At 39.3% G+C, this 24,571-nt stretch carries 24 protein-coding genes; 18 read left to right on the top strand and 6 right to left on the bottom strand.

Annotated elements, in window-relative coordinates:
- Positions 1 to 35: 35 nt before the first annotated feature.
- Together AC0IWT_RS06675 and gmd are read left to right on the top strand one after the other, a co-directional pair.
- The gene (locus tag AC0IWT_RS06675; protein WP_471796524.1) at positions 36 to 611 is read left to right on the top strand and encodes an RNA polymerase sigma factor; all 576 of its coding nucleotides are present in this window, start codon (positions 36 to 38) and stop codon (positions 609 to 611) included.
- 64 nt (positions 612 to 675) lie between these two features.
- A complete protein-coding gene (gene gmd / locus AC0IWT_RS06670; protein ID WP_471796523.1) occupies positions 676 to 1,788 on the top strand; it encodes a GDP-mannose 4,6-dehydratase in 1,113 nt (370 codons plus the stop codon).
- A 155-nt stretch (positions 1,789 to 1,943) separates the two neighbouring features.
- Here the strand turns inward: gmd and AC0IWT_RS06665 are convergent, their stop codons facing one another.
- Positions 1,944 to 2,225, bottom strand: a complete 282-nt coding sequence (locus AC0IWT_RS06665; RefSeq protein ID WP_056871024.1) for a hypothetical protein — start codon at positions 2,223 to 2,225, stop codon at positions 1,944 to 1,946.
- A 430-nt stretch (positions 2,226 to 2,655) separates the two neighbouring features.
- On the opposite strand from AC0IWT_RS06665, the gene AC0IWT_RS06660 reads away from it, so the two are divergent.
- From AC0IWT_RS06660 to AC0IWT_RS06650, 3 genes are all read left to right on the top strand, one after another.
- Entirely contained in the window at positions 2,656 to 4,062 is a 1,407-nt protein-coding gene (locus tag AC0IWT_RS06660; RefSeq protein ID WP_471796522.1) for a DASH family cryptochrome, read from the top strand.
- A 320-nt stretch (positions 4,063 to 4,382) separates the two neighbouring features.
- Complete coding sequence (locus tag AC0IWT_RS06655) at positions 4,383 to 5,282, top strand: hypothetical protein (RefSeq protein ID WP_471796521.1); 900 nt, start codon at positions 4,383 to 4,385, stop codon at positions 5,280 to 5,282.
- 210 nt (positions 5,283 to 5,492) lie between these two features.
- On the top strand, positions 5,493 to 6,611 hold the full coding sequence (locus AC0IWT_RS06650) for a Gfo/Idh/MocA family protein (RefSeq protein ID WP_471796520.1): 1,119 nt from the start codon (positions 5,493 to 5,495) through the stop codon (positions 6,609 to 6,611).
- A gap of 4 nt (positions 6,612 to 6,615) precedes the next feature.
- Here the strand turns inward: AC0IWT_RS06650 and AC0IWT_RS06645 are convergent, their stop codons facing one another.
- Positions 6,616 to 7,941: a serine hydrolase domain-containing protein gene (locus tag AC0IWT_RS06645; protein ID WP_471796519.1), complete on the bottom strand. Its 1,326-nt coding sequence runs from the start codon at positions 7,939 to 7,941 to the stop codon at positions 6,616 to 6,618.
- A gap of 464 nt (positions 7,942 to 8,405) precedes the next feature.
- Here AC0IWT_RS06645 and AC0IWT_RS06640 point away from each other — a divergent pair, with 464 nt between their 5' ends.
- Positions 8,406 to 9,341, top strand: coding sequence for a glycosyltransferase family 2 protein (locus AC0IWT_RS06640; RefSeq protein ID WP_471796518.1), 936 nt, complete (start codon positions 8,406 to 8,408; stop codon positions 9,339 to 9,341).
- 135 nt (positions 9,342 to 9,476) lie between these two features.
- Here the strand turns inward: AC0IWT_RS06640 and AC0IWT_RS06635 are convergent, their stop codons facing one another.
- The gene (locus AC0IWT_RS06635) at positions 9,477 to 9,989 is read right to left on the bottom strand and encodes a hypothetical protein (protein WP_471796517.1); all 513 of its coding nucleotides are present in this window, start codon (positions 9,987 to 9,989) and stop codon (positions 9,477 to 9,479) included.
- Between the two features lie 228 nt (positions 9,990 to 10,217).
- On the opposite strand from AC0IWT_RS06635, the gene AC0IWT_RS06630 reads away from it, so the two are divergent.
- Positions 10,218 to 11,513 carry an esterase-like activity of phytase family protein gene (locus AC0IWT_RS06630; protein WP_471796516.1) on the top strand — a complete coding sequence of 432 codons (1,296 nt, stop codon included), beginning with the start codon at positions 10,218 to 10,220 and terminating at the stop codon, positions 11,511 to 11,513.
- A 218-nt stretch (positions 11,514 to 11,731) separates the two neighbouring features.
- Positions 11,732 to 13,030, top strand: a complete 1,299-nt coding sequence (locus AC0IWT_RS06625) for an Ig-like domain-containing domain (RefSeq protein WP_471796515.1) — start codon at positions 11,732 to 11,734, stop codon at positions 13,028 to 13,030.
- Positions 13,031 to 13,069: 39 nt separating this feature from the next.
- On the opposite strand, the gene AC0IWT_RS06620 is transcribed toward AC0IWT_RS06625, so the two are convergent.
- On the bottom strand, positions 13,070 to 13,609 hold the full coding sequence (locus tag AC0IWT_RS06620) for a hypothetical protein (protein WP_471796514.1): 540 nt from the start codon (positions 13,607 to 13,609) through the stop codon (positions 13,070 to 13,072).
- A gap of 389 nt (positions 13,610 to 13,998) precedes the next feature.
- On the opposite strand from AC0IWT_RS06620, the gene AC0IWT_RS06615 reads away from it, so the two are divergent.
- Positions 13,999 to 14,400: a DUF1801 domain-containing protein gene (locus AC0IWT_RS06615; RefSeq protein WP_471796513.1), complete on the top strand. Its 402-nt coding sequence runs from the start codon at positions 13,999 to 14,001 to the stop codon at positions 14,398 to 14,400.
- 316 nt (positions 14,401 to 14,716) lie between these two features.
- On the opposite strand, the gene AC0IWT_RS06610 is transcribed toward AC0IWT_RS06615, so the two are convergent.
- Entirely contained in the window at positions 14,717 to 15,052 is a 336-nt protein-coding gene (locus tag AC0IWT_RS06610; RefSeq protein WP_471796512.1) for a hypothetical protein, read from the bottom strand.
- A gap of 260 nt (positions 15,053 to 15,312) precedes the next feature.
- Between AC0IWT_RS06610 and AC0IWT_RS06605 the strand changes: the two genes are divergently transcribed.
- The 5 genes from AC0IWT_RS06605 to AC0IWT_RS06585 all read left to right on the top strand — a co-directional run bounded on the left by AC0IWT_RS06605 (position 15,313) and on the right by AC0IWT_RS06585 (position 19,969).
- Positions 15,313 to 16,365 carry a serine hydrolase domain-containing protein gene (locus tag AC0IWT_RS06605; RefSeq protein ID WP_471796511.1) on the top strand — a complete coding sequence of 351 codons (1,053 nt, stop codon included), beginning with the start codon at positions 15,313 to 15,315 and terminating at the stop codon, positions 16,363 to 16,365.
- A 125-nt stretch (positions 16,366 to 16,490) separates the two neighbouring features.
- Positions 16,491 to 17,249: a DUF6597 domain-containing transcriptional factor gene (locus AC0IWT_RS06600; RefSeq protein ID WP_471796510.1), complete on the top strand. Its 759-nt coding sequence runs from the start codon at positions 16,491 to 16,493 to the stop codon at positions 17,247 to 17,249.
- 28 nt (positions 17,250 to 17,277) lie between these two features.
- On the top strand, positions 17,278 to 18,438 hold the full coding sequence (locus AC0IWT_RS06595) for an FAD-dependent oxidoreductase (protein ID WP_471796509.1): 1,161 nt from the start codon (positions 17,278 to 17,280) through the stop codon (positions 18,436 to 18,438).
- Positions 18,439 to 18,850: 412 nt separating this feature from the next.
- Positions 18,851 to 19,459 carry a PAS domain-containing protein gene (locus AC0IWT_RS06590; protein WP_471796508.1) on the top strand — a complete coding sequence of 203 codons (609 nt, stop codon included), beginning with the start codon at positions 18,851 to 18,853 and terminating at the stop codon, positions 19,457 to 19,459.
- Positions 19,460 to 19,564: 105 nt separating this feature from the next.
- Complete coding sequence (locus AC0IWT_RS06585; RefSeq protein WP_471796507.1) at positions 19,565 to 19,969, top strand: response regulator; 405 nt, start codon at positions 19,565 to 19,567, stop codon at positions 19,967 to 19,969.
- Positions 19,970 to 20,415: 446 nt separating this feature from the next.
- On the opposite strand, the gene AC0IWT_RS06580 is transcribed toward AC0IWT_RS06585, so the two are convergent.
- Positions 20,416 to 21,294 carry an SDR family oxidoreductase gene (locus AC0IWT_RS06580; RefSeq protein ID WP_471796506.1) on the bottom strand — a complete coding sequence of 293 codons (879 nt, stop codon included), beginning with the start codon at positions 21,292 to 21,294 and terminating at the stop codon, positions 20,416 to 20,418.
- Between the two features lie 110 nt (positions 21,295 to 21,404).
- On the opposite strand from AC0IWT_RS06580, the gene AC0IWT_RS06575 reads away from it, so the two are divergent.
- From AC0IWT_RS06575 to AC0IWT_RS06560, 4 genes are all read left to right on the top strand, one after another.
- Complete coding sequence (locus AC0IWT_RS06575) at positions 21,405 to 21,782, top strand: winged helix-turn-helix transcriptional regulator (protein WP_471796505.1); 378 nt, start codon at positions 21,405 to 21,407, stop codon at positions 21,780 to 21,782.
- Positions 21,783 to 22,153: 371 nt separating this feature from the next.
- Positions 22,154 to 22,561, top strand: a complete 408-nt coding sequence (locus tag AC0IWT_RS06570; RefSeq protein WP_471796504.1) for a pentapeptide repeat-containing protein — start codon at positions 22,154 to 22,156, stop codon at positions 22,559 to 22,561.
- Between the two features lie 168 nt (positions 22,562 to 22,729).
- Positions 22,730 to 23,248, top strand: coding sequence for a GNAT family N-acetyltransferase (locus tag AC0IWT_RS06565; protein WP_471796503.1), 519 nt, complete (start codon positions 22,730 to 22,732; stop codon positions 23,246 to 23,248).
- A gap of 164 nt (positions 23,249 to 23,412) precedes the next feature.
- A complete protein-coding gene (locus AC0IWT_RS06560; RefSeq protein ID WP_471796502.1) occupies positions 23,413 to 24,393 on the top strand; it encodes a glycerophosphodiester phosphodiesterase family protein in 981 nt (326 codons plus the stop codon).
- Positions 24,394 to 24,571 lie beyond the last annotated feature (178 nt).

Here is a 24,571-nt window from a genome sequence, read left to right as displayed (position 1 = left end):
GAATTAAAACAGAAAAAATCCTAAAAACCACCTCTATGATTTTGACATCCTACCAGGAAAACATTCCTAAAAAGCACACCCTTTTACCGGGCGCCTATCCGGTTGCGCCCAAAACAGCATTAAATGGAAAGAAACTGCTAAATGATCTCTACCGAAATCACTCATCAGAGTTACTTTTTACAATCCTGAAAATCATTCCACAGTATGAAACAGCACAAGATGTTTTGCATGATGCATTTCTAAAAATAGACAGCCGTATTAATACGTATGACGCAGGTAGATCGCAACTTTTAACCTGGAGCAAAGCAATTGCCCACAACGTAGCAATTGATCACCTCCGGTTAAAAACAAGCAGAAATAATAAGTTGAACCAATCTTTAGAGTTTTCTCAAAATCAATTGGGCATAAAACATAGCTGTAACTTTAATCCTGATGGGATTGGGTTAAAACAATTGATAAGCTTATTGAGTACCCAGCAGTTGGCGATACTGGAATTGTTTTACTACGAAGGTTACACGCATGAAGAAATTGCTGAAACGCTCAACATTCCGCTCGGAACAATAAAAACCCGAATCAGGACGGCCATCATAACACTAAGGAAATTTTTTTAATCAACCTATAACCGAATGATGAGATTTTTAACCTTTCATCAACCTACAAACTGAAACTAATTTTATGAAAAAAGCATTAATTACCGGAATCACCGGGCAGGATGGGGCTTATCTTGCCGAATTATTATTAGACAAAGGCTACGAAGTGCACGGCATTAAGCGAAGAAGCTCTTCTTTTAATACAGACCGCATCGACCATTTATACCAAGACCCGCATGAGGCAAATGTGCGTTTTCGGCTCCATTACGGCGATTTAAGCGACTCAACTAACTTAATTAGAATTGTACAGGAGGTGCAGCCAGATGAAATTTACAACCTTGGCGCAATGAGCCATGTAAAAGTTAGCTTCGATGCGCCGGAATACACCGCAAACGCTGATGGCCTCGGAACTTTGAGGTTATTGGAAGCATTGCGAATTTTAAAGTTAGAACACAAAACTAAAATTTATCAGGCCTCAACTTCAGAACTTTATGGCCTGGTGCAGGCTGTGCCGCAAAGTGAAACCACTCCGTTTTATCCACGCTCGCCTTATGCGGTTGCTAAGCTTTACGCTTATTGGATTACCGTCAATTATCGCGAAGCCTATAAAATGTTTGCCTGTAATGGTATTTTATTTAACCACGAAAGTCCGTTGCGGGGTGAAACTTTTGTAACCAGGAAAATTACCAGAGCGACTGCAAAAATCGCCTTGGGCCTTCAGGAAAAGCTATATTTAGGGAACCTTGATGCCAGACGGGATTGGGGCCATGCAAAGGATTATGTGGAAGCCATGTGGCTAATTTTGCAACAGGAAAAACCTGAAGATTATGTAATCGCTACCGGCGTAACAACCACAGTACGGGCATTCATTACCCTCGCTTTTGGTGTGCTCGATATCACTTTAGGTTGGCGGGGAGAAGGTTTAAACGAAGAGGGATTTGTTATCAGTTGCGGAAATTATGAATATCAAATCGAAACTGGCAAAGTCGTTGTGGCTGTAGATCCCGCCTATTTTCGCCCAACAGAAGTCGATTTACTTATTGGCGATCCGAGTAAAGCAAACGAGCAACTAAACTGGTATCCAAAATATGAATTGAAAGACCTAGTGGAGGAGATGATGTGGTCTGATGTTTCTTTGTTTAAAAAAGAAGTAATGCTCAAAACCGCCGGTTATCTAATTAAGAACCAGTTCGAGTAAATCGGCAAAAGAAAAGCTTAAGTCGACCACAAAAATCTTTACCAAATACTAAACAATACTTTGGTAAAGATTTTCTGTGCCCTGAATTTTTTGTTTTGTAGAAATAACCAAGTTCACCGGTTAATCGATATTCAACCCAATTTATCACTCGGCTTTTAATCTTCGTGGTATTTCAAATTGCCTTCTTCAACATAAAGGGATGTTTGTTTTTTGGTTAGCGTATTGTAAACAGTATATTTTTCGCCACTTTCTTCAATTAAGGAAATCAGGTTTTTGCGAATGGCTTTCATCCGGTTTTTGTACCTCAGCCGCTTTTCCTCAAGCTCTGAAATTTCAGTTTCTGTAATAGAAGCATCAATGTCGTTATCTATTTCATGTGCCTTTTCAAGCAGTCGTATGTAGTTGTCAAATTGTTCTTGAATGTGCTCAGTCGTCATGGGTTTAAAACGTTTTTTATTTATCGTTGGTTTTCGAAAAAATGTTACATCTATCAATTCGAAATTAAATCTATTTTACGGCGATTTCAGCCAAAATGCAAATTTTTTTTGCTTTCTGCATCTCATTCCGGTCCTGTCACTTACATGATTTAGCAGTTGACTCTTCACTATAAATGGAGCAAAGAAAGTAAATGTTGAGGCCTTTCTTATTAGTTTTTTAAATATTTAAAGACTTTACTCCTAATTCCAAACCTGAACTGAGAGGTTAAAAAAAACCATTTCCCCGGGGTACTGTTAGAGGTATAACAGTAGTTTAATTTAGCAGAGCCGTCAGGTTTCAATCTTCGCAAACAGATTGGAAGATTATAACTGATTTTTGACTGAATTCTTCCTCCGCAGTAATATTATTTATAAAGAAAAGCTTCAATATATGGCAAAACGTGGACTGGTTTGGTTCAAGAATGATTTAAGATTACATGATAATGAAGCCTTAGTTACTGCTAATTTGGATTGCGATGAATTGTTTTTTTGTTACTGTATTGAAAAGAACGATTTTAAAGCTGAAGTATATGGTTTTAAAAGGTATGATGTTGTCAGGTTTAAATTCATCGAGCAATGTGTGTTGGATTTAAGAAAAAGCCTCGAAGCCCTCGGCGGCCACCTCATCATTGGTAGCGTTTCTGCAAGCCAAACCATTTCCGCTTTGATCAACAAATATGGCATAACCGATGTATATGCCGAGGAGGAGTACGCCAGTTATGAACTAAATCTTGTCGACGAGGTTGTAAAGGCGTTGCCAAATATTAAATTTCATTTTTTTTGGGGAAAAACACTTTACCATAAAGATGACATACCCTTCGAAATCGCAAAAATTCCACTTACCAGTAAAGCCTACAGAATCCCTGCGGCAAAGGAATCTGCACCCAGAGATATCTTTCAGCTGCCGACCGTTTTTAAGTGTGCGAAAAAAATAAAAAGCGATTCTTTTCCATCTTACAAGGCGTATGGCTATAAAAAACAAGCGTATGAACTTGCAGCGCCACTGGTTCAGGGTGGCGAAATTGCAGCTTTAAAGAGGCTGGAGTATTATACTTTTGGCGCCGAATTGCTAACCGGCTACCGGTGGAGCAGAAATAAGTCGGATGGTTTAGATTATAGTTCCAAATTTTCTCCATATCTGGCTTTGGGCTGTATTTCGCCCAGAATGATATACCAGAAAGTTCAGGAATATGAATCAAAAGTTAAAAAAAACCAAAGCACCTGGTGGCTAATATTCGAAATGGTTTGGAGAGATTATTTTACATTTAAGGCAATGCGCTTCGGAAATGCAATATTTCGAACTAAAGGCTATAAAAATAAAACGATTGCGTGGGAAAATGACCCCGTAAAATTTAAAAAGTGGTGTGCAGGCGAAACAGGCATTCCTTTCATAGATGCGCACATGCGACAGCTTAACCAGACAGGGTTTATGAGCAACCGCGGCCGGGTAAATTGTGCAAGTTATTTTGTTCACGATCTTAAGATCGACTGGACATGGGGCGCAGCTTATTTCGAGTCGAAATTAATTGATTACGATGTGAGTTCTAACTGGATGAACTGGCATATGCAGGCATTCGAAATTTGGTATACAAATCCTGTTCACCAGTCTAATAAATACAATGCGCAAAATTTTATTCGCAAATGGGTAACCGATCTTTCAGACAGGAATGATATTGAGGTTTTGGTGCCATGGGATTTTGACATAGATGGATACAGCAAGCCGATTGAAATTTACAAGAAGTGGAGCAGGGCTATTAATTTAATTCATGCTAAGAAAGCTAAAAAAGTTTCAGAATAATGCCTGGCAATTAATTATTTGAAGATAAAGTTGTTGTAATTGGGAAAGTTCGGAAGCATTTTGTAGGTGAAAATCAATTAAACCAACAGTCTCAGGCGTTTATCACTTCTTAACTTTATTTTGTTTTTTTCATCCCATAAATTGAACTGGAATAATTTTACCTCAGTGATTAATAATAAAATGTCATGGTAGTCCAAATAACCCTCCACTCGAATTTAAAGGCATAATTAACGGTGATTTTCGCATTTTTAAGAAATTGATTTGATTGTTCCGAAAAGGATGTTCAATTTCGCAGTCGAACATCAAACCCTTAATCCGCAATGATCACAGCCCGACACACCGCATTTCTTGCCGCCAGATTACTGGTTTTCGTTTTTTTATTATCGAGTATGAACAATGGGGCATTTGCGCAGGCTACCGCAGTTAAGGTTGTGCCCGCTGAGCTTAGCGAACTATCCGGACTCTTCATCGCAAAAGAAAACCTGATTTTTGCACATAACGATAGTGGCGATACCTCTCGTTTTTTTGCCATTGATGCCAAAGGCAATTTATTGTCGACTTTATATTTTAAGGGCGATGCTTCGAAAAAACATTTCGGCGTGATAGATTGTGAGGACATGTCCGGCGGACCAGGCCCTGTGAAAAATAAAAATTACATCTATCTTGGCGACATTGGCGACAATAGCAACAATCGCCCTTATGTTACCGCATATCGTTTCGCCGAGCCGGGCAAGCTGTCTACAAAAATGCAGGTAGAAGGTGAAAAAGTTTTCCTCAAATATCCAAATGGTCCTCAAGATGCGGAAACCTTAATGATCGATCCGGTTTCGAAAGAACTTATCATCATATCAAAAAGACAGGACACGGTTGCGATATATTCAGCTTCGCTTTTTTTCAAGAATGGAGATACCGTAACCATGAAAAAGGAGGGAAGCCTTTTCCTGCCAGGCAAAGGTTTGGCAAAATACGTCGTAGCCGGTGATATATCCCGTGATGGGCGACAAATTTTATTGAAAACTTACTTAAATGTTTATTATTGGGTGCGGGAAGGTAAGGAATCCATAGCTCAGGCACTTAAACGAAAACCAACAAGGCTTCCCTACACTTTAGAACCGCAGGGTGAGGCCATTGGGTTTACGCCAGACGGAAAGGCCTACTATTGCATCAGCGAGGGGAAAAACGCAGTCATTTACCGGTACAATACGCCGAAACTTCCTTAACAAAATTAAAACAGGCGCTTTGTCCTTTAACTTTCTGCCATTTGGGCAAAACTTAATCTTTTGCCTTTAGCAACAGTCTGAAATTTTTTAGGCGAAAACTTAATTTGCCGCTTCAATGTTATCTTTATACAAATCAATAGTTTAGGTAATCTAAATGCCTATTATGCAAGGTGGTTTGTTAAGCTTCATCTTTAATAGCAGCGGATAATTATGGATACCAGACGAGACTTTCTGCAAAAATTAGGCGCATCGGTAATTCTGATGCAGCTAAACTCCTTAAAAACATTTGGTCAATCCTCAAATCCGGTTCAGCACTACGATGAAGGCAAGGTACTCCGGGTGGCTATTATGGGCTTGGGAAGTTATGCTACACGTGTTGCGGAAGCTATGAAAGCCTGCACCAGAGCAAAACTGCTTGGTGTAATTAGTGGTACGCCTTCGAAAATCGAAGCATGGCAGACTAAATATAAAATTCCCACAAATAATTGCTACGATTACAAAAACTTCGATGAGGTACGAAATAACCCAGACATTGATGCGATTTACGTGATCACACCAAATGCTTTGCACCACGATCAGGTTATCCGGGTGGCGAAAGCCGGAAAGCATGTGATTTGCGAAAAGCCTATGGCGCTGAACGCAAAAGAGGGGCAGGAGATGATTGATGCCTGTCGCAAAGCGAATGTGAAACTCCTTGTAGGTTACAGGCTGCATTTCGAGCCAAGAACGCTGGAAGTGGTTCGGATGAGAAATGCTGGCGACTTTGGTAAAATTAAATTTTTTCAGGGGCAATGTGGCTTTGTGGCTGGTGATCCGAACCAGTGGCGGCTAAACAAGGCGCTTGCCGGCGGCGGAGCATTGATGGATATTGGGATTTATGCCATTAATGGCGCAAGATATATGGTAGGCGAAGAACCGATTTGGGTTTCTGCACAGGAAACCAAAACCGACCCGATAAAATTTAAAGATGGTGTGGATGAAACCATACAATTTCAACTGGGTTTTCCAGGAGGTGCTGTAGCCTCTTGCCTGTCTAGCTATAACATTAATCACCTGGATAGATTTTTCCTGAGTGGTGATAAAGGATTTGCTGAAATGCAGCCCTCTACCGGCTATGGGCCCATTAAAGGCAGAACGCATTTGGGCGAAATTTCTCAACCAATCATTACGCAGCAAACTGTTCAAATGGACCAAATGGCGGCCATTTTATTGGAAGATAGTAAGCCAGTAGTGCCTATAGATGGTGCGGAAGGATTGAGAGATCTTAAAATTATAGACGCCATTTATCAGGCTGTAAAAACGGGCAAAAAGGTGTTATTAAACCACTAACATTCTATCGTATAATTACATATCGATGATTTTTACCGCCCTGAACAAGGGTCATTTCATGCTTTACACGGTCAAACTTCAGCAGAACATCAAACTGGTCCTGTTTAAAATCATTTCTGGTTACGGCATCCAGGGAAAAAGCAGGTTGGCCACTGGCCTGAGCAACTAAGGTGGTTCCAGACTTTGTTATCAGGATTTTTAAAGGCATTTCTTCACTTTGGTAGTTGCCAAGCAATTCATCCAAATCGTTTTCTTTTAGTTGCAGGGGTATTTGGTAAGGATGACCGTAATAAGCTTGTAGCAGGGTAATTAGCACATTATTTAACGGATAATTCATCCCATTCGTGGTAATCAGGAAGCTCACATCATCATCAGGGTTAACGTACATTGCACTGTAACTGCCGTAAGTACCGCCATTGTGGCCCAAAAGAATTTTTTTATAAAACGGTGCACTTAGCAGCCCCATTCCCATGGTATTTTTACCAGTAAAAGTCTTCATCAAATGGTAACTCTGTGTGCTAACCAACTTTCCATGAACAAGTGCATCAATAAATATTGACAAATCTTGAGGGGTAGAGAGGATGTCACCTACGCCAATAGTATTTGGAAAATAGATGTCTTCAACCGGAATCCAGGAAACATTAAAGACGTAAGGGCTGGCTTCCAACGGCTGGCTACTATTTTTGGTTGATGATATGGTACTTTTAAGTCCAATTTTATCGATTATTCGCTTTTGCAAGGCTGCCTGATAACTTTTGCCGGTTACTTTCTCTATAATATAACCAAGTAATAAAAAGCCGCCATTGGAATATTGCTGTTTCGTTCCTGGCTCGAAATGTGGTTTAACGCTGGCAATTTTATCAAGTAATTCTGCTTTAGTATGTGGCGCCTTAATCCATTCTCTATTTTCATTCACATGATCCGAAAGGCCGCTGGTGTGACTGAGAAGCTGCGCTATAGTGATTCGGTCTGCATTAGGCATCTCAGGAAAAAACATAGAGAGCTTACTATTTAATGAGATTTTTTTTTCCTCAATTAGTTGAAATATCATCACTGCTGTGAACGTCTTTGAAATTGAACCAATTCGATATTGGGTTTGCAGTGTTGCCGGCACCGACTTATCAGCAGCAATCTGGCTATAACCAACAACTTTCTGGTAGATGGGCTTCCCACCTTTCGCAATCAGGACACTACCCATAACCTGGTTGTTAGCAGAAACTGCGTTGAAAAAGCTATCGAGTTTTGCTTTATTTAGGTTTTGAGCTTCGCTGTAATGAGCAATGAGGGTTAGCAAAAAGGCAATAATAAGAGAGATTCTTTGATAGTTCATAGTGTAGATGATGGTCTCACAAGATAAACCTTTAGACGAACATCATTTGTACGATAACTTATCCAATTGGAAAATTAAGAATTTAAGTTATTCAAAAACTATCGTAAAATTCTGTCAGTCAACGTTATAAATGGTATATTCTCTTGCTAAACGCTTAGCTGCATACCATTGAAAACCAACTCGCTTTGCCAACAGTGCGGGTTCTACGCATGTATTTTGGGTATAAGCCACCTAAACTCAGTCAGCCGAAAAAGCGTATTAGAAAAAATGAAACACAAGTTAATCAACAAGATTTCACCGGTAAGGCAGCTGATAAGATTGTCGGTTGGTCAGTTCATAAGGTTTATGGTTGTAATCATTGGAAACTTCAATTTCGCAGCTAAACGGCTCGCTAGGTTCATTAAGACGCCATCAGAAATCAATTTTTACAATTCTCAATTTCGCAATATCAAAGCATGAAAAACATGAAAGTCATCGCCGTCATTGTTACTTTTAACCGCTTAAATCTTCTTAAAAAATGTATTGGCCAAATAGAAAAGCAAACCAGGAAAGCTGATTTAGTCATCGTGATCAACAACGGATCTACAGATGGTACGGCATCCTGGCTAAATAATCAGGGAATTCTCGCCTATCATCAGCAGAATGAAGGCGGTGCAGGCGGATTTTCTTCCGGAATTTCAAAAGCATATCACCACGGTGCAGATTGGATTTGGATGATGGACGATGACACCATTCCAGAAGAACATGCGTTAGAAATGCTGCTCTCTGCCTTGGTGAATCTGCGAAGCAACCAACAACATGTTGGATTCCTTTCAAGTAAAATTCTGTGGACTGACAACAACATACACGAGATGAACAGGACTTATCGTTTAATGGATAAGAAAAAGATTGCGAGGTTATCATTAACAAAGCAACATCAGTTTCCACTTATACAGTTTGGCACATTTGTTTCCATGTTGCTTTCGGCAAGAGCCGTTGAACGTGTTGGCTTACCAATTAAAGAATTTTTCATCTGGAATGATGATGTAGAGTATTCAAAGCGAATTATTAAAAATGGCCTGGCAGGCTTAGCTGTAGAACACAGCATAGCGATACACGAAACGCCCATCAATCATTTAAGCAGTGTTTTCAAAGATACGCACGAGCATATTTGGAAATATGAATATGGCCTAAGAAATGAACTGTTTACAAAAAGGATGCATAACGGCGAACTTCAGTTTTGGGTTACCTGGATACATAGAATGTTTATTATGCCATTTCGTATTGTCATTAATCGAAAAACACATCGCTGGCCATTTATAAAAACCATCTGGAATACCAGTTTAAAGGCAGTAAATTTTAAGCCTACCATCGAATGGGTTAAAAAAGAGGATGATAGAATAGCGCTCGAAAAACTTTGAAACTACGCTCTGCACTAAATTGAGATCATTGACATGTAATTCCTTGGTTTTAGAAGCCATTTTGGGAATGCCGTTTGAATGCTGTTACCAGGCAATTTCAATGCAGTAATTCGCAAACGATGAAATCTTCTCGTGCTAATTCGCGGGAAGATAATATTGCTTAAGGTGGATGGTTTGAGCTCCAGCAGAAACGCCGCCTGCCTGCAGAACAATATCGGCTTGAACGAGCCACCGCTCCGGCAAGCCATCTTTCGCTGCAATTCTTCGTCCTATTATTTTCCCGTCGACAGGCAACATTGCACTTGAGTAACAGGTGGGGCAATTGTTTTGATATTTTACTCGCCCGGCCAGCATATCTTCTTTGGTTAAGGTAAAGCTGTTCCCAATCATCGGTGCCATCATGTAGAGCGAAAAAGCGGCGTAATCAATGCTCGTATGGGCCCAGAAAACCCGGTATTGGCCGGTTGTTAAATTCAATTTTATACCATCCATACCCGCATTATCAGCATATAAAAAACTGCAGTTTGTAGTTAACGAACATGCAGTTAAATCGGTTTCGGTAGGCAGATTTTCTTCAGCCGGAGCTTGTTTTTTACAGCCACCAAGAAGCATAATAATAACAGTTAAAAATAGCAGAGCGTTTCTCATAGTTTGTTTTTTATTCCTTATACGGCACGAATAAAAATAACGCTACGAATAAGTGATTAAGAAATTGTTAAGTTTTCGATAACTCAGAAGAAAGGAAAATGTCTTTTCGAGGTTGCATCATCTCCTAAGGTGAATTGCCAGGCATCAGGCGGTTAGATTAGTTATTCCGCCATTAACGCAGTGTTAATATTTAGTTGCGTGATTTGTAGAACTGACAAATAAATTAAAATGAAGAAAGAAATTACAATACTTGCGCTTGCATTTAGTATGGGTATGGTTGGATGTAAGAAAAATTCAAACAGCCCTTCACAGGAAATTGCATATCCCGATGCAGCTGAAGCATCAGACCCTGCTGTTTTATTTACGACATCAAATGGCGTTAAGGTTTACAACGGAGGCTTCGGTTCTGCAGTAGCTTCTGACCCGAACGATCCGACGATATTTTACATGCTAACTGATAGAGGCTCTAACGTAGCCGGGCAGCTTGCCAATTCGATTATTATTGGAAAACCAGACTTTACCCCGCAAATCGGAAAGTTTAGATTAAAGGATGGTAAGTTGGTTTTGGAACAAACGATAATGCTCAAAAATGCTGCTGGTGACAGGTTGAACGGTATCCCGAATCCGGTGGGCATGGGTGCATCAGGGGAAACGGCTTACGATTTAAACGGACAGGCGATTCCGCCAAGCGCCGATGGCATCGATTCTGAAGGTTTAGTGAGGGCTGCTGACGGCAGTTTTTGGATTAGTGATGAATACGGTCCTCATCTAGTCCACTTCGACGCAAGCGGAAAAACAATTGAGCGGATTAACCCTTTCAGTAGTGGAACTGGTGGCAGAAAAATACCGGCTGTTTTTGCCAATAGAAGGCCAAACCGTGGCATGGAAGGCCTTGCGATAACCCCTGATGGGAAAACGCTTGTTGGCATGATGCAGTCGCCGATGTATAATCCATCAAAAGCAGCTGTAGCGAGTTCTATGGTATTGAGGATTCTAACTTTCGATATTGCTACAGGAGCAACTAAACAATATGCTTACCTAATGGATAACACCACATTAACAGGAGTGAGCGATATTGTAGCCGTTAATGCCACAACTTTTTTAACCATTGAGCGGGACGGGCTTTTTGGGGGTGATGCAACCAACCCGGCTGCGTTTAAGAAGGTATTTAAAATAGACATCAGCGCAGCGACTGATATCTCTGATGTGGCAAATGGCTCCACAGGGAAGTTGTATGGGGGTAAAACCGTGGAAGAACTGAATAATGCAGCTGGCTTAACAGCTGCAGGTATTGCTCCTGTTACAAAAACATTAGTGCTGGATTTATTAAAGGATTTGCCATCTGTTTATCCTCATGACAAGGCTGAAGGGCTGGTTCTGCTGCCAGGAAATATTCTGGTAATTTCTAACGACGACGATTTCGGTGTTGTAGACAATGGAGCAAGTGGCTTTGCACAAAAAATTCTCCCTTTAACTAAATCGGTAGACCGAAACCGTCTTTACTTTGTTAAGATAAAACTGTAGAGGAGGCCCTACAGGGAAAAAGAATTTTTTTTTAAGCACCTGATTAGATTTAAGAACAGTTTTTCCTATGAAAAAATTAAGTAGAGTCTAATCCTGTTTAAAAACAACCATGCATGGAAAGGAATCTCGCTAACGTTTTTCGCTGTAGCGGGAATCTTTTTTTCATTCATTAATTTCAAAAGCATGCAACTAATGGTCGATAAACTTGTCCTTTAGTCATGAGGACACTGATTTTTTTTATTTTTATTTTCACTTTTAATGTTGGTTCAGCGCAAACCCAATCAAACAATGTAATTACTACTGATATTGAAAATTTCTGGAATGCTTATGATCAAATAAAATCCACTAAAGACAGTGTTAAGAAATATGAAATTCTTAATTCGGTTTTCATTTCAAGGGGAACGCCCGGCCTCAAAGCACTAATGGCTGCGAGGTCATATACCGATAAATCGTTCATTGATGCTATCGAAAAATACCCGATGTACTGGAAGTCGATTCGGAGGGACATGTTTAAAGCTAAAAATTATTCTGCCGAAATTGCTGATAATATAGGAAAGTTAAAAATCATATATCCCGCTTTAAAGCCTGCGAAAATCTATTTTACAGTTGGTGCTTTCAGGTCTGGCGGTACTACCTTAGATAGCCTTGTTCTAATTGGAAGTGAAATTGCAATGGCGGATAAGAATGCTTATACGAAAGAATTCGAAGCAACAAATCCAAGTCTGGCAAGCTACTTAAAATCAAGGCCAATAAACTCGCTGGTTTTCACAAATGTTCACGAGTATGTACATACGCAGCAGAAAACGACTATAGCCCAGAACCTTTTAGGACAATGTGTTTTGGAAGGCGTTGCTGAGTTTATTGCTGAGCAGGCAACAGGAAAACCTTCTAATCTTCCAGCCCTGGCTTACGGTAATGCAAACAAAAAGCATGTTGCAGAAATATTCGCTTCACAAATGCTTAATACATCAAGTGGTTTCTGGCTTTATAGTAATGCTGATAACGAGTTCAAAATTAGAGATTTAGGCTACTTTGTTGGCTATGCGATTTGTAAAGGAAATTACAATAACGCTTCTGACAAGATGAAGTCGATAAAAGAAATGATTGAATTAGATTATAACAATCGGGATAGTCTGCTATTTTTTGCAGAACGATCCGGTTATTTTGAGGAGTCTGTAACTGAATTAGCTAAAAAATATGAGATAAGTAGGCCAACGGTAACAAGAATCGCTCAGCTCAAGGGTACAAAATTGAATGTATCTGCAAAAATCTTAACGATAAACTTTTCCGAAGCCATGGATACAAGATTTCGAAACTTTGAATTAGGTCCACTGGGAGCAGATGGTGTTTTAAAAATTAAGAAAATGCTTGGGTTTTCTGATGATGGGCGAACGTTAAGTTTTGAGGTTGACTTAGATAAAAACAAGCATTATCAATTAATTGTGGGTGATGGATTCCGTAATTTGAAGGGGGTTTCCTTAAAACCTTATCTAATTGATTTCACAACGGAAATTTGACAATGCCAATCTACTGTCCGTGTCATTTAATTCGTGTGTTCAACTATCAGCCAAATTCTTAAGTGCTTCCTTGTATAGCATTTCATCCCCCTTATTCATCACGCTAAGCAGGTTCGCCTTTTCAGCCAGGTACACCCTGGCAAAACCTTTATCGTGTTGAACAATTGATTTAGTGTTGTCAATAAGGTCGCAATATTTAACTGATTGGCTGTTTCTGTTTATTTTCGACAAGCGTTCCACCTCCATTGCTTTTCGCTGCTTTCTGTTGAAGTTTGGATAATCGGCGGATATAAACTTATCCGTCAGATCCCATGTTCCCTGAAGGATAAAGTCTATCTCGTTTGGGCTGTAGCCATATTCCTGTAAGGCGGTGCGGAGTTCAGCGTCGGTGCAAGCCGTATCCTCAAATAAATCATGGCATAGGCCAATTTCATAACCTAAAATTAATTGATGTGCTTCGGCGCATTCAGCAACGGCCACTAAATGAACGGTATATGGCTCACCGGTATACTTTCTTTTCTGCTGGCGGTGTTGCACTGTTACAAAGTTCAATAATTTTTCCTGGCGTTTCGTTCTCATATCCTAATTAAACAGCTTTCGTTAATTTTAAGTTCTCGTGTTATAAAACAATCTTTCATTTTCACCTGTTTGATTATTATGGCATTTAAAACAGCAATTATAGTAGGCGTAACGATTGGCCTTATCTCCTTTTTTGGAATACGAAAAATTATTAACGATCAACAGGTACCGGCAAGTGTGTAATTTGCCTCCGTTGAAACTGACATCATTTGTTTGCTCATTTTAAAAGCAAATCCGGTTAAGCAATTCGGCAGAATGTAGGAGGATTAACAACTCCAATATCGCTTTAATAAGCCGGTTATTGAATTATCTTTAGCTCAGCAAGACAAAAATCTTAAGACTTACACCACAACATTTGTTTATGTTCCACACATACCTAAATATTAATCATGTCGGAGGAAATTAAGCTAAATCATGAAGTGACAGCTTTTTTGGATGCCCTGAACCATCCGTTTAGAAATGAGATTGAACAACTGAGGATTTACATTTTATCCGCAAACACAGGTTTGGAAGAAAATTTAAAATGGAATGGTCCAAATTATTCCTTTGATAACGCAGACAGAATTACGATGAGAATTCAGCCCCCCAAAAAAGAAGTACAACTTGTTTTTCATAGAGGAGCTAAAAAGCAGCCACAGCCAAAACAAAAATTAATTTCAAATAAAAGCGAAATGTTGGTTTGGAAAGATAATAGTCGGGCAGTTATAACTTTTAAAGGTTTACCGGAGATCGAAAAGGGGCAAGAAGTGCTGGCAGACATCATTAATGAATGGTTAGAAGCGTCGAGATAAATCAATGTTAAGGTCAACTAAACAAACGTCTGCTACGAGCTCCGTTGCAATCTTTAACCAATCAATCTTAGACATTTGTTTTCGATTTAAAGGGGGGAGAGGCAGAAAAATTAGGACCACAAAATCTCTACGTTTCTAGCATGAATCTACTCCTTATCTTGCGAATTCGCTCTAAATCATATAATAATCGAAATACCTGAAACTTACATGTAGCCCGATTACCATGACGTTGATTAATCAGTATACTGGTAGAGGGTAAAAAGTCGACAGGAACGAACTAAAAAATTGGTAGCTATTATCTTCTTCCTTTAGTTTGTCAGTGTTGCTCAATCCAGAAATCAGCGACCAAGCCCTTGTTGTCTAATTTAATTACTAAGAAATTGGGGTCTATCGTTGCCCAACCGACAGGATATAGCATCAATGTGTCGGGCTGGGCGTTTAAGCGTATAAAGGCGTCAATTCTGTCAGTACCTCCACCATTATTGTTTTGTTTTAAGTTTTCTTTGTTAGAAAAAGATAGTGAATCTGGAATTTCCATCCCCTTCGGAAGTCTGTCTTCTATGCCTTCTTTATATGGTTTGCCTAATAAAGCCAATACTGAATCCCTGGTAATACCGGTTTTCAAACGATTTTCCAAAAGGTCCTTTGTCATGTGAGCTCGTGGGTTTTTGGTATCATTTACATCAGCGCTTTTCAGCCAGATTTCTTTGTCGAATTTCCTATCCACGTTGCAGGATAGCATGATACATAGGAAAAAGATAAGGACGTAATTCAGCTTGGTCATTTTTCGGTTTGTTGGGCAATCAATCTAATGAAAATTTTAAATCCTCTCAAAGACGTAAATATTGATTTATACAGGTTCAAATGTAACAAATGAATTTCGATGCTGTCTCAAATAGAAAATTAAAGTTCATGAGCAAACATTATTGCACTATCAAATTCGTTTTTCTATTAGCCGTTTTAACAGGGACACGGACCTTCGCACAGAATGATAAAGCGAAGATAATAGATGAATTTTTGGTTAAAGCAAATGAATCAGGCGTTTTCAACGGGAATATATTAGTTGCTGATCGTGGAAAAGTAATCGTTAGAAAGGCAATTGGCTATGCAGACGCCTCAAAAGAAAATCTTCTCAACGTACATCATCGCTTTCATATTGGCTCCGTAGCGAAAGAATTTGATGCCGTAGGGATTATGATGCTTCAGGAACAAGGTAAGCTAAGTATAAAAGATAACTTGTCTAAGTTTTTTCCACAGTTACCACCTTGGGCAAAAAAAATAAGTGTGAAGAACTTATTGCAGTACACCAGCGGCTTGCCTGATATAAAATATCGGACGGTTCATAGTGATGATGATAACTGGAAAGATTTGCAATCCCTTGAAAAATTAGAATTCGAGCCCGGAAGCAGCTATGCTTATAACAATAACAACACGTTTTTACGCAGGCAAATAATCGAAAAAGTAACAGGTCTTTCTTTTAAGCATTTTGTTCAAGAGAATATGCTCAAAGTCGCGGGTATCAGTAATGGTATAGTCGACCCGAATGAAAGCGATTCGATGGTGGCGAAATCATTTAATGATGATTTTAAACAGGATGGCCTGGAAGTGCCGATTTCTGGGTGGACTTGCTTAAATATCGATGATTTTTATAAATGGTCTCAATGCATCAATAACTTTTGCCTGATTAGCGCCGCATCTACAAAAGAGATTATTACGCCCGTTTCTGCTGACAAGCAATCTGGCTTAGGCGGGGGTAATATGGAAGATAATAAGGTTGTAACACATACACACGATGGTACTGCTTTACATTACCAGGCATTAGTAATAGCTGACAATACTAAAGATAGGACAATCGTTATCCTCTCTAATCAAAGGCAAGGTAATCTTTATGACATTGCGGCTGCCATTCAATCAATTTTGGATAATAAGCCCTATAAACTATTGTCAAAACCTGGCTCTAAATAATTTTATTAGCTTCGTCTGTTCTCCGGTCGCCGTTCGTAGCTGAATATATTTTCACCCGCTAACTGCACTTCAGGATGTAGCTAAGTAGAATCCAGAACTGTTCCATTCTCAATCAAACCCTAAATATGGTTAATGGCATCTATTATAAACAAATCAAGCCAGATGATGATCTTTCGGACTTTGTGGAAAGTTTTTGGGTGCTCCAGAATGATTCAGACAGTGATAAGGAAACGGTCGGGCTACCGGATGGCCGGATAGATTTGTTTTTTATACTGTCAGGCAACGAGTCTTTCAAAGTTGTACTGCTTGGTTTAGGTACGCAATATCATGAAAGCGGGTTCATACCTGCCAAAAGTTTGAGATTTGCAGTAAGTTTTAAGCCGCTTGCCGTTGAATATATCTTTCATGAAACCATTTCAGCTATTGTCGATGATGGAAAAATATTAGCTAACGGTTTTTGGGATATCAATCTTCAAGATCTTAAAACTTTTGAAAGCTTTTGTGAGCTGGCATCACAAAAAATAAGATCCCGCATCCCAACAGAGATCGACCCTCGCAAAAAGAAATTGTTTGACCTCATCTACAAAATGCACGGCTCTGTTACCGTAAAAGAACTTTCTGAAAAAGTTGGTTGGAGCAGTAGACAGATGAACCGATATTTTAATCAGCAATTTGGTATTTCTTTAAAATCATTTTGCAACATAACCCGCTTTCGGGCTTCATTGGATCATATTGCACAAGGAAAACTCTTCCCGGAGCTTAATTTTGCAGATCAAACCCATTTTATCAAAGAAATAAAAAAGTTTTCTGGCGTTGTGCCCAAAGTACTTTTTAAAAATCAAAACGACCGATTTATACTATTATCTTCCTTTAAGACAGCATAGTTTTGCATCATTCAATTAGATAAAGAATATGCAAATCAATAATAAGAAAATCGCAATTATCGGTGGCGGCCCTGGTGGTTTAACGTTGGCCAGGCTGTTACAGCTTAAGGGCGGCGATGTGAAAGTATATGAAAGAGACATCAATAAGGATGCACGTGTACAAGGCGCACCACTCGATATGCATGAGGCGTCGGGAATGGCAGCTTTAATTAAAGCTGATTTGTTAACCGAGTTTGAAAATAATTTCATGCCGGGGGCAGACAAAACTTTAATCTTAAACCATCAGGCGGAAATCTTTTTCAGTGATCATGAAAAGAATATCGAAAAAGATTTCGGCGATGCGAACTTTCGTCCTGAAATTGACCGCGGCGCTTTGAGAAAAATATTATTAGAGTCTTTGCAGCCGGAAACTATCGTTTGGAACAGTCATTTTACTGCTATGACACAGTATAAGGAAGGCTGGATGCTACATTTTAAAAATGGACTGTCTGTTTATTCAGATGTCGTTATCGGTTCTGATGGCGCAAATTCTAAAATCAGACCTTACATAACAGATGTTAAGCCTTTTTACTCTGGAGTAACCATGTTGGAAGGTAATATTTATGACGCTAAAAAAGCGGTTCCGCAATTCGATTCACTAATCAACGGTGGTAAAATCATGGCTTTCGGAAACGGAAAAAATATTTTAATGGGGCAGAAAGCCGGTGGTGAGCTCGGATTTTACATAAGTTTTAAAGCCGATGAAATGTGGTCAAAAGAGCGCAACGTTAACTTCTCAGATCGCACAGCGGTTCGGGACTGGTTTAAAAACGAATATTCTGACTGGAGTGATATGTGGCATACATTGCTTGAGCATGCAGCGATTCCATTTATTCCGCGGCCAATTTACTGTGCACCTTTAAACCAAACCTGGCAAAGTCTTCCAAACCTCACTATCATTGGCGATGCCGCTCATGTAATGCCACCATTTGCTGGAGAAGGTGCTAATATGGCAATGCTCGATGCCCTTGAACTATCTGAATGTCTGACTTCTGATGAGTACGGTTCCTTGAAAGAGGCTATCTTAGCTTATGAAATAAAGATGCGGCCAAGAGCAGCAAATGCAGCAAAGGTTTCGCTTGAAAATGGTGAGAAAATGCACTCAGAAAATTCATTGAAGACAATGCTGGAGTTTTTCAACCGCCAGTAAAATGTTGTTGTATTAAAATTATTATTGGTGAAGATTAACTAATAGCTTCTTTTTTGAGATTTAAACAATTATCTGCCCCAAATTTTTTATACCCTGGATGATATCCATGAATTTTATTTTAAACACACAATTCTCACATATTAATTATTGAATTTTCAAAAAAAATGGCTTTCGGCCAAAACTTCCTTTATTATCAATCCCTTCAATCACTACCTTATAAATACCGGGTGTACCGGCGGTAAAAAAGGTGAAAGTTGCTTTCACATTCTTGCTACGTAATCAATTGGTAAGCAGGGCAACAACTCGGCCGCTGCATTTGCCATTTTGTTTAATCGGACTCATTTGTTATTTTTCCACTCAATAATGCCACACACAGCGATGGCTCCTAAAACATAAATTATCTCAATCTCTCATGGAACACTTTACCGAGACCAGAAAATTACTGGAAAAATCTAACTACTTCTATATAATAAGCGCCGGAATGGACGGAAATTACGCTTACGTCAATCAGCATTACGCGGAGCAATTTGCCTTTGTAAACGAAACGCTTGTCGGCCAGCCATACCACGTTACCATGCATCCCGATGACAGGAAAACCTGTGAGGACGTATCCCTAAAATGCTTTCAGAATCCCGGAAGTCTTTTTCCAGCAACAATAAGAAAGCACGACGGGAAGGGTGGTTATCTGTATACCCAGTGGGAGTACAGAGCGATGTTTGATGAAATGGGCGCTCCGGCGGGAATTTTCTGTCTGGGCTATAACATTACACAGTTCGTAGCGGATAGGATACGCCTGGACGGGGCTTTGGACGAAATCGAAAAAAAATCAGTGCTGTTGAGCAGGATATCCTTCAAACAGTCACATCTGGTCAGAGCGCCACTAACCAATATACTCGCTTTGACTGCTATATTGGAAAAACAAACCGAAGACAAGGAGCTGCTAAATCTGTGCAAAATGATTCTGGATAGCGCAGAAAGCCTCGATCTCGCCATTCGGGACATCGTAGGAAGTATGCGGTAGTTTCGGTTAGGTTCATGATCTTCGAAAGGGTAAAAAACATTTTGTAGGGCAGCAAACCAATCTTGTTTTATAGTGTTAACCATTCGAACGCCTTGCTAAAAAAATATGCGCTACAAAATCATGATCGTCGACGATGATCACATTGCCCTTTTTCTTCACCAGACCGTAATCTCTGATTTTGGTGTTAAAAATGATCCTGAATCTTTCAGCAGTGCACTCCAGCTGCTGGACCGTCTGGAAACTAATCATGAAGCGGATACAGAGTATCTTATCATGCTCGACATCAATATGCCCGTTAAAAATGGCTGGTCACTTCTGGAAGATCTCACAGCGCATCCACTTTTTTCAAAAATGCATGTTGTCATGGTAAGTTCTTCTGTCGAGCCCAGCGACCAGCAAAGGGCATTCTCCTACAAAATTGTGAGCGATTTTATCATCAAGCCTTTAAATGACGATCAGTTGGCGAGGATAAAAAATATTAAAAATCTGGAACCATTTTTTACTAATTAGCAAGTGAACTGCATGGTTCATTAAGGACTAAAATTTTTCATTGAAATTATCCATGAAAAGTTTGCAATCGATAGCATACTTAAACGACTTCAAGCTTGTGTTTTTTGGAATGATGGCCGCTTTTGACTCAAACGGTTCGACAAAATTATAGAATAAAAGATTAGGTAATAGGGCAAGGTTCCTAAATGTAACAATCAAAGACTTTACTTAAATGCACCCGCCACACGCGTGCGCCAGCGGTTGCAAAAAAAAAAGCCATCCAAAAGACAAGTCGACATTACAAAAATTCACTATAGAGGAAACTTACGAAATGTATCGGTTCAATTTAGAAGCTTGTACGAACTGTGCTTATTGTTGTTGTGGGCAAATTCAAACTTGGTATAGCTTGTTATTAAAGAAAGAAATCCTGGTAAGCAACATCCATATTTCGGTGCTACGCAATAATGTTATCCATAGGTCTGATTGATAAATTGAATCATGGATGTTGGTTTTCTCTCTAAAAACGTTTGTAAGGTATTATCTTCCAGGTCCATCGTTCCTTGCGCTACTGCAGTCCCCCACATTGTAAACATTCCAAGGTATAAGTCAGGGATACCCAGCTTCCTCAATAACATTTCGAATTCATTAAGGGTTGGTGAGTGATATTTTACTCCTTTTGCAAGCTGAATCGACAGTGCATCCGCTATATCATCAAATGTAACCGCCTCTGTATTTGTAAGCTGATAAACCTTGTTCTCATGGGATTCGGTTAATAACACATGAGCTGCGGCTTCAGCCAATTCTTCACGAAGCACGAAACTGGCCTTTCCTGCCTGAGCTGGGAACATAATGGTTCCTGTTTCAGCTACTTTATCCCCTACAAATATTGGGATCATCTCTAAATAAATTCCGTTCTGAAGTATAGTATAATTAATACCACTCGCTTTTAAAGCTTCTTCCGTTTGGACATGAGAATTTTGAAATGCAGCTATAGCAGAATCTTCAAAATGTGGTTTTCTGATAAAAGAGGTATAAATAATATGCTTAACCTGTGCCTCTTTTGCAGCGTTTATTACATTTAGATGCTGGCTAGTCCTGTTTTCAAATGCTTCCTTATCATTACTTGAAACCAGCAAAAGCTTATCTACACCTTTAAAGGCACTTATCAGCGACTCGTGATCATTATAATCGCCGGCTTTCAATGTGATTCCCGTATCTGCAAGGCGTTTCGCTTTTTTTACGTCTCTAACTAATGCAGAAATTGTAGAAGGTTCTGCACCTTTTTTTAATAAATGGTCAATGGTTTTAGAGCCAAACTGACCTGTTGCACCTGTAACTATAATCATCTTAATTTTTTTTAATACAGCACAAATATAGAGAAGTGACTATTTTAAATATACTTGCTAATCTAAAATAACTACTATACTTTTGTATACTAAGACTTGCAGTTATTGATATGGAAACGTTCACAGATTTGATAGACAGGGATAAGGTTCAACAATGCCCCAGGCACTACGTGCTGGCACTGACTGATACTTTAAACGTTATTAACGGCAAATGGAAGTTGCCTATTATCGCTTCTTTGCTGCACGGAAGAGTTCGCTTTAAAGATTTACTGGAAAATATCGAAAAGATTACGCCTCGCATGTTATCTAAAGAGTTGAAGGAATTAGAAATAAACGGATTTGTGAAGCGACAAGTGTACGACCAGACCCCTGTCTTGATAGAATATCTATTAACAGATTCTGGTAAGCACATTACTAAAGTGATTGATGCCATGATAGATTGGGGTATGATACACCGGGCGGAATCAATAAAGAGTAGGTGGCAATGATATAACCAAATAACGGGCACACAAACTTTAACGAGGCCGGTTTTCAAAAACTTAATCATTCCTTCCTTTAATGGATTGGCTACGTTTCTTTATTAGAATGATATTAATCACAATTCGCTCTCAACCTTAATTGATGCCAGAAACACACAGATAAAAAAATATTATTGCGTGCCGGAAAGTTACCTTCGTTTTCGATACTCAACATTGCTCAAAACCTTCAGAAAGCTAAAAATTTAATTTTTACTAGACCTTATAAAAATTAACATACAATTCTGGCACCTGTCTTCTGTCCAGTTCAACACCTCTATTTGTCCTGACCAGCCGTTTGTTATCTCCTCATCTATTGGCAAGTTTGTACAAACAAATTCACTATGGAAACAATCAAAATTACTGGCGTTGAGAAACCGGTGGTTGCAGCGGAATCGATATTGCAACATTCATCATTTACGAAGGTTTGCCTAAATCACACTGTGTTTAATGATGTAGCAATGGCATTCGTGCAAATAAAAAATGCCGACCTAAGTAATATGGAGATCGATGGTGCACAGTTGGGGGGTGCATACATTCATAATGTCGGGATGCCGCCAGAAGGCCATCCGGCGTATGACCCTCAGTCGAAACATGCCCCACTAAAATTTGAGTGTTGCGACCTTGTGGGTACTGTCTTCACCGATTGTAAACTTAACCAGGTCAGTATCCTTGACTGTGATTTACAGGGAATGACGATTGACGGAATTTTAGTTACTGAAATGTTAAAGCGATTTAAGGATGATTTGTAATTTAGGATTGATGGGAGCCTGCCCAATGGGCAAAAATTTTATATGAAATTAGCATCCGCGTAGAGGTGCCGCATACAAAAGCCGCACTTGTTCCATTTATGGGGTTGGTTAAATTTGATTTATGCCAAAGATGTGGCTAGTTTATATTTCACACTCGTTAAAGTTAACATGATAGATATCAATTTCCAGCCTTGCCCGAAGCTCATCACTGAAAGGCTTTATCTTCGGCAGCTAAAGGTTAGTGATGCTATCGAAATTTTTTTGCTTCGCAGCAATGATAGCGTGAACGCATTCATCAACCGGCAAAAAGCGGCCTCTGTTGTTGAAGCTGATGCATTCATAACCAGAATTATCACTATGCAAGCCAATAATGAAGCTATTATGTGGGCAATTGTGCGGAAAGGCTTCGACCAGTTAATTGGAACGATAGGTATATGGAATTTCGAAATCGAGAACGCTCAGGCAGAGATTGGCTTTGAAATGTTACCACAGCACCAGGGCAATGGCCTGATGTTCGAAGCTTTAACATCCACGATAAATTTCGCCTTTAAAAACCTGTTGCTAAACGAAATCGTTGCTAACGCCAGACAAGATAATCAAAGGTCGATCAAACTTTTGGAAAAATGTAGCTTTATTAAAAGCGATGAAAGAGACGGCGAGTACATATCCTATAAATTATTAAGATAGCCTTTACACTTCAATGAGCAGAGATAGCCATTTCGGAGGACATTTAGCGTAAAGCTTTTTTGAAGTATAATTCAATTTGATGTAGTCATTAAATTTAATATTCACCTAACATGCTTGTCCACAGAACTGCTCTATTTTTACGCACTTAAAATATAGAACAGTTTATGAAAAAAAACTTAGCAATTGTATGCTTTTTATTATCAGGCACTGCTTTTTCGCAACAAAAGCTAGATGTTCAGGCCCATCGTGGCGGTATGGCGTTATTGCCGGAAAACACCATTCCAGCGATGTTAAATGCGGTGAAATTAGGTGCTAAAACTTTGGAGCTGGATGTAGTTATCTCTGCCGACGGAAAGGTGGTCGTGTCTCACGACGCTTATATGTCAGCTGCATTCATGAGTAAACCCAACGGTACTGAAATTGTTAAAGACGAAGAAAAAGGGTTAAGTCTGTTTCAGATGCCATACGACAGCATCAGCCGCTATAGTTTGGGGATTAAGCAACATCCTATGTTCCCTAATCAACAAAGGTTAAAAACACATAAGCCTTTATTAACTGATTTAATCGACAGCGTGGAAAACTATGTGAAAAAGGCTAATCTTAAACCGGTTTATTACAACATAGAAACCAAATGTTCTCCGGCGGGCGATGGAAAATATAATCCCACGCCTGAGGTATTTGTGAAAACAATGATGGATGTAATTAATGCAAAAGGAATCAAAAGTCGGGTCATCATACAGTCTTTTGATGTGAGAGCGCTTAAAATTCTTCATCAGAACGAGCCGCAAGTTAAATTATCACTTTTGGTTCAGGGTAAAATGAATCTAAACGAGGATCAGCTCAAAAAGTATGGATTTTCGGACAAAGAAGTTGATGACTATTTTAAGCAGATGAATACAAAAAAAGGAGGGCTCGAGGAAGACCTTAAAAACTTAGGATTCGTACCTGATATTTATAGTCCCTATTACAGTGGCGTAGATCTGGAAATGGTTAAAAAAGTACATGAGAAAAACATGCTGATTTTGCCATGGACTGTAGATAAAGAAGAGGATATGATTGCTTTAGAGAAAATTGGCGTAGATGGCATCATCACGAATAGCCCGGATCTTTTAATACGTTTAATGGGCAGCTACCAGAATAAATAACCTGTCTTTCCTCGTAAAAAAAGCACCTGGTTTTCGTCAGGTGCTTTTCTTATTGGTAAAGTTTGGAGATGTTAATCTTTTATCGATTAGAAAAAAGTGGTAAGGCATTGAATAAATACTACAGATATGTTTGGCACTTTTTCTTGCGAAATAACTGGCTAAAAAGTCTTTCACGCTC

The sequence above is a fragment of the Pedobacter sp. AC464 genome (assembly GCF_979253075.1).
Note: the sequence above shows the minus strand (reverse complement) of the source record. Positions and strands in the feature narration are given on the sequence as shown.